Genomic DNA, 17,414 nt, shown 5'->3' on the forward strand with positions numbered 1-17,414 from the left:
GACTCCGGTCACAAAAATGAACGACAACACATTAATGGACGCATATTGGCACTATCCTGCCTCTGCAGTCGGAAATCGACGCAGCAGCGTCCAGCTCATCAGGGGAAATTCGTAAGTGTCCGGCCACTTGCACGGCGTCGCTCAGGCAACGCGCACCGATCCCGTGCGCGTGCTCGAAGAAATCAAACGACAGACGCTCGAGCAACTCGGGGGGCTGCCGGGCAGCCTGTACCTGCCGATCGAGGAAGTCCTCAAGGCCGAGTCGCTGAAGGGCGACGGACGCAATCACCAGTTCGAAGATCAGGCTGCATTGTGGGTCCTGCGCCAGCAGCAGGCCAGTCATGTGATGGCGTTTCGGCAGCAGGTCGCGCTCGGCTTCGACGCGTTCCGCGCCCCGGGCGCCGCGGTCGGCGGTCTGGGCGGCACGCCGCTGCAACTGGTCGGCGATCAGCAACTGGCCTTCGACCTGGACGGCGAGCGTCTGACCGAGGCGCTGGATCATCGCTATCTGCGCCCGCTGGAGATGGTCCAGGGCCGGCTCAAGATGCTGTCGCAGGCGATGGGCACGCCGATCGGGATCAACCCGCTCGGGCCGTACCGCCTGGTGCGCGCCTTCACCGCGGTCTACAACGAAGCGACGGTGACCGAAAGCCTGCGCCTGCGCCTGTTCCGCCAGTACGAACAGGAGTTGGCGCGATTGCTCGGCGATCTCTACGGCCGGGTCAATAATCTGCTTGCGACCGCCGGTTACGGCGTCGGCTTCGGCGCCCCCGCGCCCAGCGCGCCGGTGCGCGCGGCCGACGACCGCGCCCGCGAGCGCAACACGCTCGACGAGGTATTCGACACCGTGCCGCACCGCGAGCCCCCCGCGCCCCTGCCCGATTACAGCGCCGCGATGGGCGGCTACAGCGACAGCCACGGCGGCCCCGCCGGCTACGGCGGCAATTACGGCGCGCAGGCGCCGGTGTCGCAGGCCGAAGTCGCGGCGATGGCCAACGAACTGGCCCAGCTGCGCTCGCAGCTGCACGCCTGGCGCGAGGGCCTGATCAACACCGGCGGCCTGCCGCCGGCGCACATGCCGCAGCGCTCGATGGCGCCGCGCCGCGAGCTGCGCGTGGACGAAGTGGTCGGCATGGTCTCGCTGCTGCAGCCCGAGCCGCCGGACGCCTTCGCCCGCGCCCTGGCGGTGTCCGGCCGGCTCGGCGAGACCATCCGCGACCAGCTCTACGACGGCGCGCGCCGGCTCGGTTTCAACCCCGACCAGACCTGCTTCAGCGCCGAGGAAGACGACGCGATCGACCTGGTCGCGCTGTTGTTCGACTCGCTGTTCCGCAACCACGCCCTGCAGGACCGCGCGCGCCGGGTGTATGCGCGACTGGTCATGCCCTACGTCAAGGTTGCGCTGACCGACAACGAAGTGTTCGTCAAGCGCGAGCACCCGGCGCGGCGCCTGCTCGACGCCATCACCGAGGCCTGCGAAGGCAACGACGGCGAGACCCAGCAGGACCGCGATCTGCTCGAGCGCGCCTCGTCGATCTCGCAGCGCATCGTGTCCGACTACAACGAAGACCTGGCGGTGTTCGAGCTGGCCCACGCCGAGCTCGACGCGCTGCTGGCCCAGCACCGGCGCCGGATCGAGCTGCAGGAGCAGCGCGCGGCCAAGGCCACCTACGGCCGCGAGCGGCTCAACGCCGCGCGCAACCAGGCTGACCATGCGGTGCGCGAGCGGGTCGGCGACTCCGAGCTGACCCCGGCGGTGGCCGAGTTCCTGGCCACGCCCTGGCGCCATCACGTGGTCCAGGTGCTGCTGCGCGAAAACGAAGACCCCAAGCGCCGCGCCCAGGCGCTGGCGCTGGGCGACGCGCTGGTCATGGCCGACCGCCTGGCCGCGGAGAACCGCGGCCGCGAGCTGGCCGACCAGTTGCTGGCGCTGCAGCCGGTGATCGTGCAGTGCCTGGCCAGTTCCGGCCTGGACGACAACGCCGCCCAGCAGGCGATGGCCGAACTGGTCCGCGCCCTGGCCACCCCCGATCACACCCGCCAGCAGCACCCGCAGCCGAGCGCGGCCGAGATCGAAGAGGACGTGGCCGAGGAGCGCAAGCTGTACCTGGCCGCCGGCATGGACCAGACCGCCCACGATCCCTTGCTGGCCCAGCGCATGCGCGAGCTGGAACCCGGCGACTGGCTGCGCCTGACCAACACCCAGGGCGAGACCATCGCGGTCAAGGTCGCCTGGGTCAGCCCGCTGACCTCGCGCCTGCTGCTGGTCAACCGCCGCGGCGTTCGCGCCCTGGTCGCTTCGGCCGAGGAGCTGGCGGTGCTGGCCGCCTCCGGCCGGCTGGTGGTCGGCGCCGAGCGCACCGCCTTCGACGAGGCCATGCGGCAGGTGCGGCGGCATCTGGATCGGGTGATCTGAAGCGAGAAGCGAGCGCAGAGGAGTGAGGAACGAGCGAAAGCGGTAGATGCGCTTCCACTCACTCCTCACTCCTCCGCGCTGTTTCCTCGCTCCAATGTGCTGAGCCGTGACTCCCTGCCGCTTCCGCGCCGCCGTCCGTCCGGCGGGATCGCGCGGGCCCGGCCGCATCCGCTACGATGCGGCGAACCGGGCACGGAGCGAAGCATGTCGGGCATCACGATTGGCGTTGCCAGCGAAACCGCGACCGGCGAGAAGCGCGTGGCGCTGACGCCGGAGACCTGCAAGAAACTGATCGCGCGCGGCGCGCGGGTGCGGATCCAGCGCGGCGCAGGCCGTGCCTCCAGTTTCACCGACGAGGCCTATGTCCAGGCCGGCGCGGAGCTGGCCGACGACGCGGCCGCGGCGCTGGGCGAGGCCGACGTGATCTTGTGCGTGCAGGCGCCCGACCCGGGCCGGCTGGCCGCGCTGCGCGAAGGCGCCGCGGTGGTCGGGCTGCTCGCGCCGCAGGCCGACGCCGCGCGCGGCGAGGCCATCGTCGCGCGCAAGCTGCTGGCCTTCCCGCTCGAACGCCTGCCGCGCACCACCCGCGCCCAGGCCATGGACGTGCTGAGTTCGCAGGCCGGCATGGCCGGCTACAAGGCGGTGCTGATCGCCGGCCAACTGGCGCCGCGCTTCTTCCCGATGCTGACCACCGCCGCCGGCACCATCCGCCCGTCCAGGGTGCTGATCGTCGGCGCCGGCGTCGCCGGGCTGCAGGCGGTGGCCACCGCCAAGCGCCTGGGTGCCCAGGTCGAAGGCTTCGACGTGCGCCCGGAAACGCGCGAGCAGATCGAATCGCTGGGCGGCAAATTCCTCGACCTCGGCGTCAGCGCGGCGGGCGAGGGCGGCTACGCGCGCCAGCTCACCGACGAGGAGCGCGCCGAGCAGCAGCGCCGCCTGGGCGAACACCTGAAGAACATCGACGTGATCGTCTGCACTGCGGCGGTGCCCGGGCGGCCGGCGCCGAAGATCATCACCGCGGCGATGATCGCCGGCATGAAGCCGGGCAGCGTGCTGGTCGACCTGGCCGCCGAGACCGGCGGCAACTGCGAGCTGACCCGTCCCGGCGAGACCATCGACGCCGACGGGGTCGCCATCGCCGGCCCGCTCAACCTGGCCAGCAGCGGTGCGGTCCACGCCAGCGAGATGTACGCGCGCAACCTGCTCAACTTCGTCAGCCTGTTCGTCGACCAGGGCGCGCTGAACTACGACTGGAACGACGAGTTGCTGGCCAAGACCGTGTGGCCGCAGCCGCCGGCCGCGGCCGCCGCCGCGGCCTGAGTCGCGGACGCTTGCGCTGCCAGGGGTAGCGGCGGCGTCAGCCGCGATTGCGCATCCGCCTGCGGCGGTGGAGCCGGCAGAGCCAGGGCAAATCCCCCCTAACCCCCCTTTTTCAAAGGGGGGAACCGCAGGCGCGAGGCGGTTCCTGTAGGAGCGGCGTGAGCCGCGACCGTCGCAGCGGTGTACGCGAGTGCTGCGGCCGAAGACCGAATGCGCCAGACCATCGTGCTTCTGGGCCACGGGGCGGCCCGGCTTTCTTCAGCCGACGCATTGCTGGGGCGTTTCGTCGCTTCGGCTGTCGCGGCTGACGCCATTCCTACAACAGCGGTTCTGTCGCGGCGGGCGCCTCTGCCCGCTGTTCGCGCCTACTCGCGCGGTGCGCCGTCGCGGCGCCACGGCGGCGGGTTGGCCTTGACCCAGGCGCGGCGCTGCTCCTCGCTCATGCCGCGCCACTGGTCCATCAGCGCGCGCCGGCCGGCCTCGTCGAGGACCCGCATCTTGGCGTACAGCGCGCGCATCTGCTTGCGCTGATCCGGGTTCAGATGTTCCCAGTGCTTCAGCCCCTGGCGCGCGTTGCGGCGTTCCTCCGGACTCATCTGCTGCCAGCGGCGGGCATGCTGGAGCATGCGCTGGCGCTCTTCCGGCGAGCTGTTCCAGCGTTCGCGCATCGGCGCGATCAGCTGCTCGCGCTGGGCCGGGCTCAACTGCTCCCAGGCCGGCAGCGGCGTGGCCGGCGGGTCGGCGGCGAAGGCCGGCGCGGCGGCGAGCAGGGCGATGCCAGCGAGGACCAGGCCGGCGCGGCGAAGAAAGGCGAGGCGGGGCATGGCGGCTTACTCCGGCTGGTTCGGCAGGACGTCGCCATTGGACGCCAGCCACAGATAAAGATCGGGATTTTCGTCGAGCGCGGCGACCGCGGTGTCGGCGTCGTACCCGGCCGCCGACGGCAGTTCGGCCAGCGCCGGCGCGGCGGCGGGCGGTGCCTGCGGCGCCGGGCCGGCGAACTGCAGGCCCAGGGCCAGGGCGACCGCGGCCACGCCGCCGCTGGCCAGGGCCCAGCCGAGCAGGCCGCCGCGCCGTACCGGCGCGCGCGCGGCCTCGCTGCGGATCGAGCGCAGGCGGGCGCGGGTGGCCGGTTCGACCTGTTCCAGGGCCTGCCGGTGCAGGGCGCGCATGGCCGCGTCGAAACGCGCGTCGCGCTCGTCGCCGGCGCCGGGCGCCGGACCGGTGGTATCGGTGTGGGTGCTGCGGTTCATCGCCATTCCTCCAATTGCCGCTGCAGGGCTTCGCGCGCGCGCGACAGATGGGTCTTCACCGCGCCTTCGCTGCAACCCATCGCCCGCGCGGTCGTGGCGACGTCGAGTTCTTCCAGCACGCGCAGGCTGAAGGCCTCGCGCTGGCGCCGCGGCAGCGCGGCCAGGGCCTGCGACAGGCGCGCATAGGCTTCGCGGCCGTCGTGGGTGCGCTGCGGGTCGGGGCCGTCGTCGGCCCAGTCCAGCGGCGTGTCGTCCTCGCGCGCGGCCGGGGCCAGCCAGCGCAGCCGGAACGTACGCCGGCGCTGCAGGTCGACGATGCGGCTGCGCAGGATGCTCCAGAACAACGGCGTCCATTCGCCCGGCGGGCGGTCGCGGTAGCCGAGCATCTTCATCATCGCGTCCTGGACCGCGTCCAGCGCGTCCTCGCGATGGCGCAGGCCGAGTTCGGCGAAGCGGAACGCGCGCGCGCTCAGCCCGGCCAGGAACGCGTCCAGGCTGGCCGGCGGGCGCGCGGCCGCGGCTCCATGCAGGTCAATCCCATGCGGGTCAGTCCCGGGCGGGTCGGCCTCGGGCGGGTCGGCCTCGGGCCGCTGCGGCGGGGGCGGGACGGACTCCGGCAGCGGTTCGGCTTCGACGCTCACGGGCTCCAGCATACGGGCGCCTGGCGGTTGCAGCACCTGGGCGGCTCCTCAGCGGGCGGCGCGCGGACGGCGGGCGCGGCGGTCGGCGGGTGGGGTCGGCATCGCGGGATCCTGGGCGACGTAATGGGCATCACATTCGGAACCGGAAACGCGCCGCCGGCCGGTCGGTTGACGAGGCTGGCGCTGTATTCAGGGCCGGTTATGATGCGGAAGACATCGCATGGGGACAGGTTCGGATGAACGACGGTTTCGTGGCGCTGTATATCTTCATGTTGGCCGCGATCGCCGGCCACGTGATCATCTCGCGGGTGCCGGTGATCCTGCACACCCCGCTGATGTCGGGTTCCAACTTCATCCACGGGATCGTCCTGATCGGCGCGATCATCGTCCTCGGCCACGCCGAAACCACCCTGGAAAAAGCCATCGGCTTCATCGCCGTGCTGCTCGGCGCCGGCAACGCCGCCGGCGGCTACGTGGTGACCGAGCGCATGCTGGAGATGTTCAAGTCGAGCAAGAAGGCGGGTGGCGCATGAGCGGGCTGGATATCCTGGTCAAGTCCAGCTACCTCGTCGCCGCCACCTTGTTCCTGCTGGGCCTGCAGCGCATGGCCTCGCCGGTGACCGCGCGCAGCGGCATCCGTTGGGCCGGCGCGGGCATGGTCATCGCCACCGTCGCGACCTTCTTCCTGCCCGGGCTGCACAACCTGGGGCTGATCGTGCTCGCGCTCGGCATCGGCACGATCCTGGCCTGGGTCTCGGGCAAGAAGGTCGCGATCACCGACATGCCGCAGATGGTCGCGCTGTACAACGGCATGGGCGGCGGTTCGGCGGCGGCGATCGGCGCGGTCGAACTGCTGCGCCTGGCCGGGCGGCTGCCGGCCGACCCCTTGCAGGCGCAGATCGAGCGCGGCGTGATCGACATGCAGACGCCGACCGTGGCCCTGGTGCTGGCGGTGGTCGGCGCGGCGATCGGCGCGGTCTCGCTGTCGGGTTCGGTGATCGCCTGGGCCAAGCTCGACGGCCGCCTCGACAAGCGCGTGGTGTTCCCCGGCCAGCAGGTGTTCAACGCCGCGGTCGCGCTGGCGATGGTGGCGCTGGGCGTGGCCGCGATCATGACCCTCAACGTGCCGATCATCATCGCCTTCTTCGTGGTCGCGCTCGCCCTCGGCGTGCTGATGACCCTGCCGATCGGCGGCGCCGACATGCCGGTGGTGATCTCGCTGTACAACGCCTTCACCGGCCTGGCGGTGGCGTTCGAAGGCTATGTGCTCGGCAACGAGGCCCTGATCATCGCCGGCACCATGGTCGGCGCGGCCGGCATGCTGCTGACCCGGTTGATGGCCAAGGCGATGAACCGGCCGATCAGCGGCGTGCTGTTCTCCAACTTCGGCGGCGGCGGCCAGGCGCAGGAAATCAGCGGCACCCAGAAGCCGATCGAGGCCGGCGACGTGGCCGCGATGATGGCCTTCGCCGAACGCGTGGTGATCGTGCCCGGCTACGGCCTGGCGGTGGCGCAGGCCCAGCACAAGATCTGGGAACTGACCCAGAAGCTGACCGAGCGCGGGGTCAAGGTGAAATTCGCGATCCATCCGGTCGCCGGACGCATGCCCGGGCACATGAACGTGCTGCTGGCCGAGGCCGGCGTGCCCTACGACCTGATCGCCGACATGGACGACATCAATCCCGAATTCGCCACCACCGACGTGTCGCTGGTGATCGGCGCCAACGACGTGGTCAATCCGGTCGCCAAGACCGATCCGGCCTCGCCGATCTACGGCATGCCGATCCTGGACGTGGTCAATTCGCGCAACACCATCGTCATCAAGCGCGGCAAGGGCACCGGTTTCGCCGGCATCGAAAACGCCCTGTTCTACGCCGACAACACCCGCATGCTGTACGGCGACGGCGCCGAGATGGCCAGCGCCCTGGTATCGGAGTTGAAGGCGCTGGACGGCGGGCACTGAGGCGGGGAACGAGTGGAGAGGAACGAGTAACGAGCAGGCGGAGTGGCCGCCCGTTCCCGTTCGTCTCCACTCTTTTTGTGTATCGGGCAAAGAACACGGAAGCTGGACAGCGCGGGCGAGGAACGGCAGCGGCAACTCGTTACTCGTTGCTCTCCACTCTCTCCTGGTTCCGAGTTCCTAGTTCCGGCTCCGCAGCCCCCGCCCCACCGCCCAGGCGATCGGCCAGGCCACGCACATCACGTGCACCAGCACGCTGAGCACGATCCAGACCACATCGTCGGGCAGGCCCTTGCCGCCGGCGCGCGACAGCGGCACGACGATGAAATTCATCGCCACGAACAGCCACAGGCCGTACAGGGTCGAGGCGATCCAGGGGTGGCGGCGCATCCAGCCCAGGCGCACCGCGGCGACGGCGTAGACCGCGGCCATGACCAGGGCGATGAAGTAGTGCAGGAACAGCCCCAGCGCGGCGGTCGGCGCGCCGCCGGCGAACGCGGCCTCGCGGCCGAGCAGGCCCGAGGCGACGCTGTGCAGCACGCGCTGCGCGGGCACGCCCGCGCTCAGGCCCCAGTACGAAATGGCGTAGACGATGTCGAGCGTGGCGGCGATCAGGCCGCCGGCCAGGGTCCAGAAGAGCAGGCGCGACGGCGGAGCGGAACGGGGCGAACGGGAGACGTCGGTCATGGCGAGGCTCGGTGAGAGGGCGGCGGACGGACGAAGGCCGGGGAGCTGCGTCGACGGCGGCGCAGCGGATACGGCGGCGCCCATGATGTCGTCAATGCGGCTCAGGCCACCCGTGCCGTAGCGCGCTCCAGCCGCCGCGCCTGGGTCGCGGTCAGGCCGAAGGAATTCTTGAACGCGCGGCAGAACGCGCTCTGGCTCTCGAAGCCCAGCGCCTCGGTGATCTCGCACACCGGCATGCGGGTGTCGCGGACCATCCGCCAGGCCCGGTCCGAGCGCAGCCGCGAGGCGAACTCGGTCGGGGTCTCGTCGAACACCTCGCGGTAGATCCGGATCAGGTGGCAGGGCGAGTAGCTGGCGCAGCGCGCCAGCCGGCCCAGGTCCAGGCGCAGCTCGGGATGGCGCCGGATCAGGTGTTGCACCCGCAGCAGTCGCAGCAGGGTCTGCTGGCGCCGGCGCTGGGTGCGGCCGCTGCAGCGCGGCAGGCGCGCGAGCAGTTCGCGCTGTTGCTCCAGCAGCAGCGCGCACAGGGTGCGCAGCAGCGCGCCGGCGTTGCGTTCGCCGTCCGGCTGCAGCCGCCGCGCCAGCCGCACCAGCAGGCGCTGGGCGTCGCGCGGCGCGACGCCTTCCCAGGGCAGCGGCTCCAGCGCCGCGCCCTCGGCCGGGGCCGGCAGGTGCGGGCGCCAGGCGGCCTCCGGGCCGGACAGGCACAGCCACCAGCACGGCACCCGCGCGCTGCTGCGCAGGCGGCCGTCGCGCCACACCTGCAGATGCCCGGGCGCCAGCTCCCAGGTGCTGTCGGCGGTCTCCAGGCGCAGCGGGCCGCGCAGCGGCAGCCACAGCGACAGCCAGCCGGCCGGCAGTTCCAGTTGCACCGCGCGGCCGGAGGCGCGGATCAGGTGCAGGCCCGGCCGCGCGGCGGTCAGGTCCAGGTGTTCGGCGAAGTGGATCCGGTGGTGGTGCAGGTTCATGCGTCCCTCGTCCTGGTGGCGCAGCGGTGACCCGGCGATGGCTCCTACGCTAGCCAGCCGGCCGCCGCGGCTGGAGGGCCAATCGACCGGAACTGGAAGGAGCCAATTGCCGTTACCGGCGCAGGGGCCGATTCAGCCGCCCGGGTCGCGAAGCCCGGTGCGACGGGCAGGTCCGGGCTTGTGCAGGGCCGGACCGACTCGCGGCGCCGGTCTCGCCGGCGGGACAATGGCTTGGCACTATCGGATGCCTGGACGGCCCGCGGGGGGCCAATCGGAGCCGCGCACATGTACCTGCCGCTGGACGGTCGCGGGCCCCTGCACGGCCAATTGGTCCGCTCGCTCAAGGACGCGGTGCTCGGCGGCCGCCTGCCGGCCGGGCTGCGCTACCCGCCGAGCCGGTTGCTGGCGCAGCAGTTGGACCTGTCGCGCAACACCGTCCTGGCCGCCTACGAACAATTGCGCGCCGAGGGCTTCATGCAGGCCCGGGTCGGCTCGGGCAGCTACGTGGTCATGCCCGGCGCGCCGGTGCAGCCGCGCAGCGAGCCGCCGCAACGGGTGCCGCCGCAAAGCGCCTACGCCCGCCGCCTGCGTCGCTACCACGACCACGCCGCGATGCCCGGCCGCGGCGTGCCCGGGGTGTTGCACAGCTTCCAGTACGGCGTGCCCTTCACCAACCCGCTGCTGACCTCGGCCTGGGCGCGCGCGCTGTCGCACGCCGCCGCCTACACCCCGCCGAACTATCCCACCGCGCAGGGCCTGCCGATGCTGCGCGCGGCGGTGTGCGAATACCTGTCGTTGCGGCGCGGGGTGCAGGCGCGGCCGGAGGACGTGATCGTGGTGACCGGCACCCAGCAGGCGGTCAGCCTGACCGCGCGCGTGCTGCTCGACGAAGGCGACGAGGTCGCGATCGAGGAACCGCAGTATTTCGCCGTGCGCGAGGCCTTGCAGATCCACGGCGCGCGGCTGGTGCCGGTGCCGGTCGATCGCGAGGGCCTGTGCACCGACCTGCTGCCCGAGCGTCCGCCGCGGTTGATCTGCGTGACCCCGTCGCACCAGTTCCCGACCGGCGCGCTGATGTCGTTGGCGCGGCGGCGCGCGCTGCTCGACTACGCCTGCCGCCACGATTGCTGGATCTTCGAGGACGATTACGACGGCGAGTTCCGCTACGACGCGCAGCCGCACGCGGCCTTGTGCGGGCTCGACGACAGCCGCCGGGTGATCTACACCGGCACCTTCTCCAAGGTGCTGTTTCCGTCGCTGCGGTTGGGCTATATCGTTGCCCCGCCGGGGCTGCGCGACGACTTCGTCAGCGCCAAATGGGTCGACGATTTCGGCTCGCCGGCGATCGAGCAGGCGGCGTTGGCGCATTTCCTCGCCGACGGCGGTTTCGAGCGCCATCTGCGCCGCACCGCCAAGACCCTCAAGCAGCGTCGCGACGCCCTGCTCGGGGCCTTGCGGCGTTCCTGCGGCGACGCCCTGGACATCGACGATTCGCATGCCGGCATGCACTTGCTGGTGTGGCTGCGCGGGCGCGATGCGGCGCAGGGCGATGCGTTCATCGCCGCGGCGCAGCGGCGCGGGCTGGGTCTGTATTCGATCGCGCCGTATTACTTCGAGCCGCCGGATCGGGCGGGGCTGCTGTTGGGCTACGGCGCCTTGTCGGTGGCCGAGATCGAGGAGGCCGCGCGCTTGTTCGCCACCTGCCTGGCGGAGATGGACTTTCCTGAGTGAGGCTCAAGGGCGGTGCGAGTCTGCGTGCTGATCTCGTTTGTAGGGGCGGCGTCCCCCGGGAATCCCTTCGGTCACAAGCCGCGATCGCCATCTGACCCGCTCGCCGCGTCTTTGTCCTGCGCCCCTGTAGGAGCGGCGTCCCGCAGGGATTTCCTTCGGTCACAAGCCGCGACCACCATCTCGCCCGTTCGCCGCGTCTTTGTCCTGTGCCCCTGTAGGAGCGGCGTAAGCCGCGACCGCGCTGCTGCGGTCTCGCGGCGTCTGTGTCCGAAGGCTTCAAAAGCAAAGCTTCCGTCCGCATGCGGCCGGGTCACTTTCTTTGTCCAAGGCGACAAAGAAAGTAACCAAAGAAAACGCCATTCCTGTTTCGAATCAAAAGCCACTATGGGACTTAGTCTGCGCGGGGCTGCTCCGCACAGGCCATCCCTGGCCTGGCTGCGCACGGCCCGCATCCCTGCGGGCCGCCCTCCGGGGCTGCAGGTCTTCTCGCGAGTTCGGTCCCGCGCCAAGCTCTTCACGGCAACGGCAACGGCAACGGCAACGGCAACGGCAACGGTGGGCGCTGCTGTCGCTTCAGGGGTAGGAGCGGCGGCGTAAAGGGATTTCCTGCGGTCGCAAGCCGGGACCGCGGTGCTCCGGCCTTGGGTCGTTAGCGGCCGTCGGCGGCGCCCGGTTCAGCGCGACGCCACCACCGCCACCACCGCGGCCAGGCCCAGCCAGATCAGGTCGGTGCCGGTGTTGGCCAGCTGGAACAGGGTCCAGGCGAAGTTCGGGCCGAGCCGGGTGGCGGACTCCAGCGCGTCGAAGCCGAGCATGCCGCCGTACTGGGTCGCGGCGATGCCCCAGTTGGCGATCAGCACGATCAGCGCGCTCGCCGTCAGGCCCAGGGCGGCGCGGCGCGGGCCGGGGCGCCAGGCGCCCAGGCGCAGCATCCAGGCGATGTCCAGCGCGCCCAGCACCGCCATCCAGCTGCACTGACGGTCCCAGGCCACCGCCAACAGGACCCAGAACGCGGCGAAACCGACCGTGCCCAGGACCAGCAGCAGCCACGAGAACGGCGTCGTCCGGCGCTGCGGGCGTTCGTTCTGGCGGGGGATGCGGGGGGCGGTCGGCACGGCGACGGTCATCGGCGGAACACTGTGGGCGGGGCAAGCCCTACAGCATAGCCGGCCGGGGTCGGTAGAATAGGCCTTCTTGTGCTGCGGCACGGCGTCCCCATCTTTCCGGCATGTACTCCCGCAGCAGCGAACCCGTCCGTTTCGAGCGCGATTGCGCCGTCGTCATGGTGCCCCAAGGCGAGCAGGTGACCCTGCCGGCCGGCAGCGTGGGCTATATCACCCAGGCCCTGGGCGGCAGCTACACGGTGTTCGTCGAAGGCAATCTGTTCCGCATCCACGGCCGCGACGCCGATGCGATCGGCAAGGAACCGCCGGAACCGCTGGAACTGCCCGAGGGCGCCGACGACGAAGCGGTCGAACGCCTGGTGTGGCAGCAGCTGCGCACCTGCTTCGACCCGGAGATCCCGATCAACGTGGTCGAGCTGGGCCTGGTCTACGAGGCGGCGGTGAAGCATCGCGACGACGGCCAGCGCACGGTCGAGGTGCGCATGACCCTGACCGCGCCGGCCTGCGGCATGGGCGACATTCTGGTCGACGACGTGCGCAGCAAACTGGAAATGATTCCGACCGTCGCCGAGGCCGATGTCGAGCTGGTGTTCGATCCGCCGTGGAATCGCAACATGATGTCCGAGGCCGCGCGCCTGGAAACCGGCATGCTCTGAGCTGCCCGCGTCGTCCGAGACGACGCGAACGCGCAGCGCTAGATCGAGTCCATTGCGCCGCGGCGAAAGCCGCGCGCGTCGCGCCGTCCGAGCGACGGCGCGACCGCATGCGTCGATACAACAAAGCACATTAGTTTTGACGACGCATGCCGCGGTCGCGTCGCAATGCCGTTACGTATGGTGTCGATACGTGATCGGACGCACGGGTATGTCCGCATAAGCCCCTTTCTTGTGCCTTGTGAGCGCCGACTGCGCGCTCGTAGCGTGTGCCGCGCGGACCGACGAGTCCGCACGCACGGCGCGAGTTCGTCGCGGACGGCACGCGGTTCGACAGTCCTTCGCGCTTACGCCGCATCGACGGCATTCGCTTTGGGGGTTTTCCATCATGTCCAATCGCATCACGTCCGCGCCTTCGCAGGTTTTGCGCAAGCGCGCGCTCGTCATCGCCACCGCCGCCGCGCTGTCCTGCGCGGCCTGGTCCGCGTCCGCCGCCGAATCCGCGCCGCTGTCCGCGGCGAGCGAAGACGTGCAGGACGAGTTCATCGTCAAATACCGCGACGGCAGCGCGCAACGCGCGAGCGCGGCCGGCCTGGAGCGTTCGCTGAGCGCCGCGTCGGCCGGATTCTCCGCCAAGGGCAAGGCGCTCGGCCTCAAGCATCTGCGCCGCATCGCCACCGGTTCGGAACTGATCCGCGCCGGGCGCAAGCTCGATCGCGCCGAAGCCGCGGCGCTGATGCGCCAGATCGCCGCCGATCCGAACGTCGAGTACGTCGAGCCGAACGCGCGCATGTACCCGCTGGCGACGCCGAACGACACCCGCTACGGCGAGCAGTGGGGCTACACCGACGCCGACGCCGGCATCAACGCGCCCGCCGCGTGGGACATCAGCACCGGCACCGGCGTGGTGGTGGCGGTGCTGGATACCGGCATCACCAGCCATAGCGACCTCGACGGCAACGTGCTGCCCGGCTACGACTTCGTCAGCGACGCCACCGCCGCGCGCGACGGCAACGGCCGCGATTCCAACCCGGCCGACCAGGGCGACTGGTTCAACGCCGGCGAGTGCGGCCGCAACTACAACAGCCCGTCGAGCTGGCACGGCACCCACGTCGCCGGCACCGTCGCGGCGGTGACCAACAACGCCAAGGGCGTCGCCGGCACCGCCTACAACGCCAAGATCGTGCCGGTGCGCGTGCTGGCCAAGTGCGGCGGCACCCTGGCCGACATCGCCGACGCGATCACCTGGGCTTCCGGCGGCAGCGTGTCCGGCGTGCCGGCCAACGCCAATCCGGCCGAGGTCATCAACATGAGCCTGGGCGGCGGCGGCAGCTGCAGCTCGACCTATCAGAGCGCGATCAACGGCGCGGTGTCGCGCGGCACCACCGTGGTCGTCGCCGCCGGCAACAACAACGGCAACGCCGCCAACAACCAGCCGGCCAGCTGCAGCAACGTGATCACGGTCGGCGCGGTCGACAGCGCCGGCGCGCGTTCGGTGTGGAGCAGCAGCCAGAAATCCAACTACGGCAGCGTCGTCGACGTCGCCGCGCCGGGCTCGAACATCCTGTCCACGCTCAACAGCGGCAGCACCACGCCGAGCACCGAGAGCTACGCCTCCTACGGCGGCACTTCGATGGCGACGCCGCACGTCGCCGGCGTGGTCGCGTTGCTGCAGGCCAAGGCGGCCACCCCGAAGACGCCGGCGGAAATCGAAACGCTGTTGAAGAACAGCGTGCGCGCGTTCCCGCAAACGCCCGATCAGCCGATCGGCGCGGGCATCGTCAATGCCAAGGCGGCGCTGGACGCGCTCGGCGGCGGCACGACCCCGGGCGCGCAGACCTACACCAACGGCACCGACTACGCGATCAACGACAACGCCACCACCGAAAGCCCGATCGCGGTGTCCGGCCGGACCGGCAACGCGCCGAGCAACGCTTCGGTGTCGGTGACGATCTACCACACCTACCGCGGCGATCTGAAGGTCGACCTGGTCGCGCCCGACGGCTCGGTCTACAACCTGCTCAACTACAACAGCAACGACGCCAGCGACAACGTCATCGCCACCTACACCCGCGATCTGTCGACCGAGGCCTTGAACGGCACCTGGAAACTGCGGGTCAACGACAACTGGGTCAACGACACCGGCCGGATCGACAGCTGGAGCATCAAGTTCTGACCGCGTGGCGCGGCCGGGAGAGCGGCCGCGCCCTTCGTTCCGCGGACCCCGGCTGCGGCCGGGGTTCGCTGCCCGGTGCGCGTTGCTCCTGTTTTCGATAAACGAAAGCTATGAGTAAAGCTCGCTATCCGCGTCGATACGGTATCGCAGCGACGAGTACGGTCTATCGGAGCGCGGGTGCCGACGGAGCGGCGAACTCAGCCTGAATTCATGAAATTCATCGCATATTTCGGCCGGGGTAGGGGGTTTTTGGCCATTTGCGTTGAACGCAGGACGCGCAAAGACACTTCTCAATGCGTGATTGATTTCACCTTTGAACGGGCAAAGTTGCCGGCACGACGTCTTGCTGACATCGCCGCGCAATCGTTAGCGTGAATCGAGGACGCGTATCGGCCCCGGCCGCTAGGGCGTTCACGACCAGTCCGGGCGCTGCGTACCGCAGGGGCCGCCGACGCACCGGACGACATTCGCCGCGACCGCGGCTTTCCTGTTTCGGGGGTTAGTTCAGATGTCCGTTCGTACCCGTCGTAGCAACCGCATTCACGCCCTGGCCGCCGCCACCGCCCTGGTGCTCGGCTCCACCGCCGCCGGCTCGGCGTTCGCCGCCGAACGCATCAACCTGGCCGCGCTGGCCAACGAGACCCAGGACGAATTCATCGTCAAGTACCGCGACGGCAGCGCCCAGCGCAGCAGCGCGGCGAGCCTGCAGGGCGCGTTGAGCACCGCCGCGACCGGATTCTCCGGCAAGGGCAAGGCGCTCGGCCTGAAGCACCTGCGCCGCACCGCGCTGGGTTCGGACCTGGTCCGCGCCGGACGCAAGCTCGACCGCGTCGAGGCCGAGGCGCTGATGCGCCAGATCGCCGCCGATCCGAACGTCGAGTACGTCGAGCCGAACGCGCGCATGTATCCGCTGGGTACCCCGAACGACACCCGCTTCGGCGAGCAGTGGGGCTACACCGACGCCGACGCCGGCATCAACGCCACCACCGCCTGGGACATCAGCACCGGCACCGGCGTAGTCGTGGCGGTGATCGATACCGGCATCACCAGCCACAGCGACCTCAACGCCAACATCCTGCCCGGCTACGACTTCGTCAGCGACGCCACCGCCGCGCGCGACGGCAACGGCCGCGATTCCAACCCGGCCGACGAAGGCGACTGGTTCAACGCCGGCGAATGCGGCCGCACCTACGACAGCCCGTCGAGCTGGCACGGCACCCACGTCGCCGGCACCGTCGCGGCGGTGACCAACAACGCCAAGGGCGTGGCCGGCACCGCCTACAACGCCAAGGTCGTGCCCGTGCGCGTGCTGGCCAAGTGCGGCGGCTCGCTGGCCGACATCGCCGATGCCATCACCTGGGCCTCCGGCGGCAGCGTGTCCGGCGTGCCGGCCAATGCCAACCCGGCCGAAGTGATCAACATGAGCCTGGGCGGCAGCGGCACCTGCGGTTCGACCTACCAGGCCGCGATCGACGGCGCCGTTTCGCGCGGCACCACCGTGGTCGTCGCCGCCGGCAACAACAACGGCAACGCCTCCAATGCGCGTCCGGCCAACTGCAACAGCGTGATCACGGTCGGTGCGGTCGACAGCGCCGGCGCGCGCTCGGTGTGGAGCAGCACGCAGAAGTCGAACTACGGCAGCGTGGTCGACATCGCCGCGCCGGGCTCGAACATCCTGTCCACGCTCAACGCCGGCAGCACCACCCCGGGCGCGGAAAGCTACGCCTCCTACGGCGGCACCTCGATGGCGACGCCGCACGTCGCCGGCGTGGTCGCGCTGCTGCAGGCCGCCTCGGCCACGCCGAAGACCCCGGCGCAGATCGAGACCATCCTCAAGAACACCGCGCGGCCGTTCCCGCAGACCCCGGACCAGCCGATCGGCGTGGGCATCGTCAACGCCAAGGCGGCGCTGGATTCGCTCGGCGGCGGCGGTACCCCGGGCGCGCAGACCTACACCAACGGCACCGACTACACGATCAACGACAACGCCACCGTCGACAGCCCGATCGCGGTGTCCGGCCGGACCGGCAACGCGCCGAGCAACGCCTCGGTGTCGGTGACCATCTACCACACCTACAAGGGCGACCTGAAGGTTGACCTGGTCGCTCCGGACGGCTCGATCTACAACCTGCACAACCGCACCGGTTCCTCGACCGACAACGTCATCGGCACCTACACCGTGAACCTGTCGAGCGAACCGCTCAACGGCACCTGGAAGCTGCGGGTCAACGACAACGCGGCGCAGGACACCGGCCGCATCGACACCTGGAGCGTCACCTTCTGATCGCTGCGCGGCCAGGGACGGCCGCATGCCTCGCCCGCGAACCCCGGCTGCGGCCGGGGTTCGCGTTTGCGGCGCCGATGCGCGGCGTGCCGGCGGCCTCGGTCGGTTTCGATATGCATCGCCTATCGAATGGCGTCGGGACTTGCGACCTGCCGGACTCCGGAGGCTGCCGCGGCACTCTCGGTCGGGTTCGCAGATCAT

At 70.4% G+C, this 17,414-nt stretch carries 14 protein-coding genes; 8 read left to right on the plus strand and 6 right to left on the minus strand.

Going from position 1 to position 17,414, the window contains the following annotated elements:
- Positions 1–163: 163 nt before the first annotated feature.
- On the plus strand, positions 164–2,416 hold the full coding sequence (locus tag K4L06_RS11665) for a DUF1631 family protein (protein WP_343225818.1): 2,253 nt from the start codon (positions 164–166) through the stop codon (positions 2,414–2,416).
- A gap of 204 nt (positions 2,417–2,620) precedes the next feature.
- Positions 2,621–3,736: an NAD(P) transhydrogenase subunit alpha gene (locus tag K4L06_RS11670; RefSeq protein ID WP_221671545.1), complete on the plus strand. Its 1,116-nt coding sequence runs from the start codon at positions 2,621–2,623 to the stop codon at positions 3,734–3,736.
- 365 nt (positions 3,737–4,101) lie between these two features.
- Here K4L06_RS11670 and K4L06_RS11675 read toward each other — a convergent pair whose 3' ends face one another.
- From K4L06_RS11675 to K4L06_RS11685, 3 genes are read right to left on the minus strand one after another with little or no spacing between them, the layout of a single operon-like run.
- Positions 4,102–4,560: a DUF3106 domain-containing protein gene (locus tag K4L06_RS11675; RefSeq protein ID WP_221671546.1), complete on the minus strand. Its 459-nt coding sequence runs from the start codon at positions 4,558–4,560 to the stop codon at positions 4,102–4,104.
- Positions 4,561–4,566: 6 nt separating this feature from the next.
- A complete protein-coding gene (locus K4L06_RS11680) occupies positions 4,567–4,989 on the minus strand; it encodes a hypothetical protein (protein WP_255595081.1) in 423 nt (140 codons plus the stop codon).
- On the minus strand, positions 4,986–5,642 hold the full coding sequence (locus K4L06_RS11685; protein WP_221671547.1) for an RNA polymerase sigma factor: 657 nt from the start codon (positions 5,640–5,642) through the stop codon (positions 4,986–4,988). The genes K4L06_RS11680 and K4L06_RS11685 overlap by 4 nt, the downstream gene beginning before the upstream one ends.
- Positions 5,643–5,866: 224 nt before the next feature.
- Here K4L06_RS11685 and K4L06_RS11690 point away from each other — a divergent pair, with 224 nt between their 5' ends.
- Together K4L06_RS11690 and K4L06_RS11695 are read left to right on the plus strand one after the other, a co-directional pair.
- A complete protein-coding gene (locus K4L06_RS11690) occupies positions 5,867–6,163 on the plus strand; it encodes an NAD(P) transhydrogenase subunit alpha (protein WP_221671548.1) in 297 nt (98 codons plus the stop codon).
- Complete coding sequence (locus K4L06_RS11695) at positions 6,160–7,593, plus strand: NAD(P)(+) transhydrogenase (Re/Si-specific) subunit beta (RefSeq protein WP_221671549.1); 1,434 nt, start codon at positions 6,160–6,162, stop codon at positions 7,591–7,593. Before K4L06_RS11690 ends, K4L06_RS11695 begins: the two co-directional genes overlap by 4 nt.
- Positions 7,594–7,770: 177 nt before the next feature.
- On the opposite strand, the gene K4L06_RS11700 is transcribed toward K4L06_RS11695, so the two are convergent.
- Complete coding sequence (locus K4L06_RS11700) at positions 7,771–8,277, minus strand: hypothetical protein (RefSeq protein ID WP_221671550.1); 507 nt, start codon at positions 8,275–8,277, stop codon at positions 7,771–7,773.
- A 101-nt stretch (positions 8,278–8,378) separates the two neighbouring features.
- Positions 8,379–9,245, minus strand: a complete 867-nt coding sequence (locus K4L06_RS11705; RefSeq protein ID WP_221671551.1) for an AraC family transcriptional regulator — start codon at positions 9,243–9,245, stop codon at positions 8,379–8,381.
- Positions 9,246–9,530: 285 nt separating this feature from the next.
- Here K4L06_RS11705 and K4L06_RS11710 point away from each other — a divergent pair, with 285 nt between their 5' ends.
- Positions 9,531–10,976: a PLP-dependent aminotransferase family protein gene (locus tag K4L06_RS11710; protein ID WP_221671552.1), complete on the plus strand. Its 1,446-nt coding sequence runs from the start codon at positions 9,531–9,533 to the stop codon at positions 10,974–10,976.
- A gap of 674 nt (positions 10,977–11,650) precedes the next feature.
- Here the strand turns inward: K4L06_RS11710 and K4L06_RS11715 are convergent.
- Positions 11,651–12,091 (minus strand): hypothetical protein, encoded by a 441-nt coding sequence (locus K4L06_RS11715; RefSeq protein ID WP_343225755.1) that lies wholly within the window; start codon positions 12,089–12,091, stop codon positions 11,651–11,653.
- Between the two features lie 113 nt (positions 12,092–12,204).
- Between K4L06_RS11715 and sufT the strand changes: the two genes are divergently transcribed.
- The 3 genes from sufT (at position 12,205) to K4L06_RS11730 (ending at position 17,213) form a co-directional block, all read left to right on the plus strand.
- A complete protein-coding gene (gene sufT / locus K4L06_RS11720) occupies positions 12,205–12,756 on the plus strand; it encodes a putative Fe-S cluster assembly protein SufT (RefSeq protein WP_064750028.1) in 552 nt (183 codons plus the stop codon).
- Between the two features lie 385 nt (positions 12,757–13,141).
- A complete protein-coding gene (locus K4L06_RS11725) occupies positions 13,142–14,929 on the plus strand; it encodes a S8 family serine peptidase (protein ID WP_221671553.1) in 1,788 nt (595 codons plus the stop codon).
- Positions 14,930–15,437: 508 nt separating this feature from the next.
- The gene (locus K4L06_RS11730; protein WP_221671554.1) at positions 15,438–17,213 is read left to right on the plus strand and encodes a S8 family serine peptidase; all 1,776 of its coding nucleotides are present in this window, start codon (positions 15,438–15,440) and stop codon (positions 17,211–17,213) included.
- Positions 17,214–17,414 lie beyond the last annotated feature (201 nt).

It is taken from the genome of Lysobacter sp. BMK333-48F3, from assembly GCF_019733395.1.
In the GTDB taxonomy this organism is placed as follows: Bacteria; Pseudomonadota; Gammaproteobacteria; order Xanthomonadales; family Xanthomonadaceae; genus Lysobacter.

What these genes read in the sequence shown, in the direction of transcription:
- K4L06_RS11670 (WP_221671545.1), top strand. Translation starts at nt 2,621, where the DNA reads ATGTCGGGCATCACGATTGGCGTTGCCAGCGAAACCGCGACCGGCGAG.
- K4L06_RS11675 (WP_221671546.1), bottom strand. Translation starts at nt 4,560, where the DNA reads ATGCCCCGCCTCGCCTTTCTTCGCCGCGCCGGCCTGGTCCTCGCTGGC.
- K4L06_RS11680 (WP_255595081.1), bottom strand. Translation starts at nt 4,989, where the DNA reads ATGAACCGCAGCACCCACACCGATACCACCGGTCCGGCGCCCGGCGCC.
- K4L06_RS11685 (WP_221671547.1), bottom strand. Translation starts at nt 5,642, where the DNA reads ATGCTGGAGCCCGTGAGCGTCGAAGCCGAACCGCTGCCGGAGTCCGTC.
- K4L06_RS11690 (WP_221671548.1), top strand. Translation starts at nt 5,867, where the DNA reads ATGAACGACGGTTTCGTGGCGCTGTATATCTTCATGTTGGCCGCGATC.
- K4L06_RS11695 (WP_221671549.1), top strand. Translation starts at nt 6,160, where the DNA reads ATGAGCGGGCTGGATATCCTGGTCAAGTCCAGCTACCTCGTCGCCGCC.
- K4L06_RS11700 (WP_221671550.1), bottom strand. Translation starts at nt 8,277, where the DNA reads ATGACCGACGTCTCCCGTTCGCCCCGTTCCGCTCCGCCGTCGCGCCTG.
- K4L06_RS11705 (WP_221671551.1), bottom strand. Translation starts at nt 9,245, where the DNA reads ATGAACCTGCACCACCACCGGATCCACTTCGCCGAACACCTGGACCTG.
- K4L06_RS11710 (WP_221671552.1), top strand. Translation starts at nt 9,531, where the DNA reads ATGTACCTGCCGCTGGACGGTCGCGGGCCCCTGCACGGCCAATTGGTC.
- sufT (WP_064750028.1), top strand. Translation starts at nt 12,205, where the DNA reads ATGTACTCCCGCAGCAGCGAACCCGTCCGTTTCGAGCGCGATTGCGCC.
- K4L06_RS11725 (WP_221671553.1), top strand. Translation starts at nt 13,142, where the DNA reads ATGTCCAATCGCATCACGTCCGCGCCTTCGCAGGTTTTGCGCAAGCGC.
- K4L06_RS11730 (WP_221671554.1), top strand. Translation starts at nt 15,438, where the DNA reads ATGTCCGTTCGTACCCGTCGTAGCAACCGCATTCACGCCCTGGCCGCC.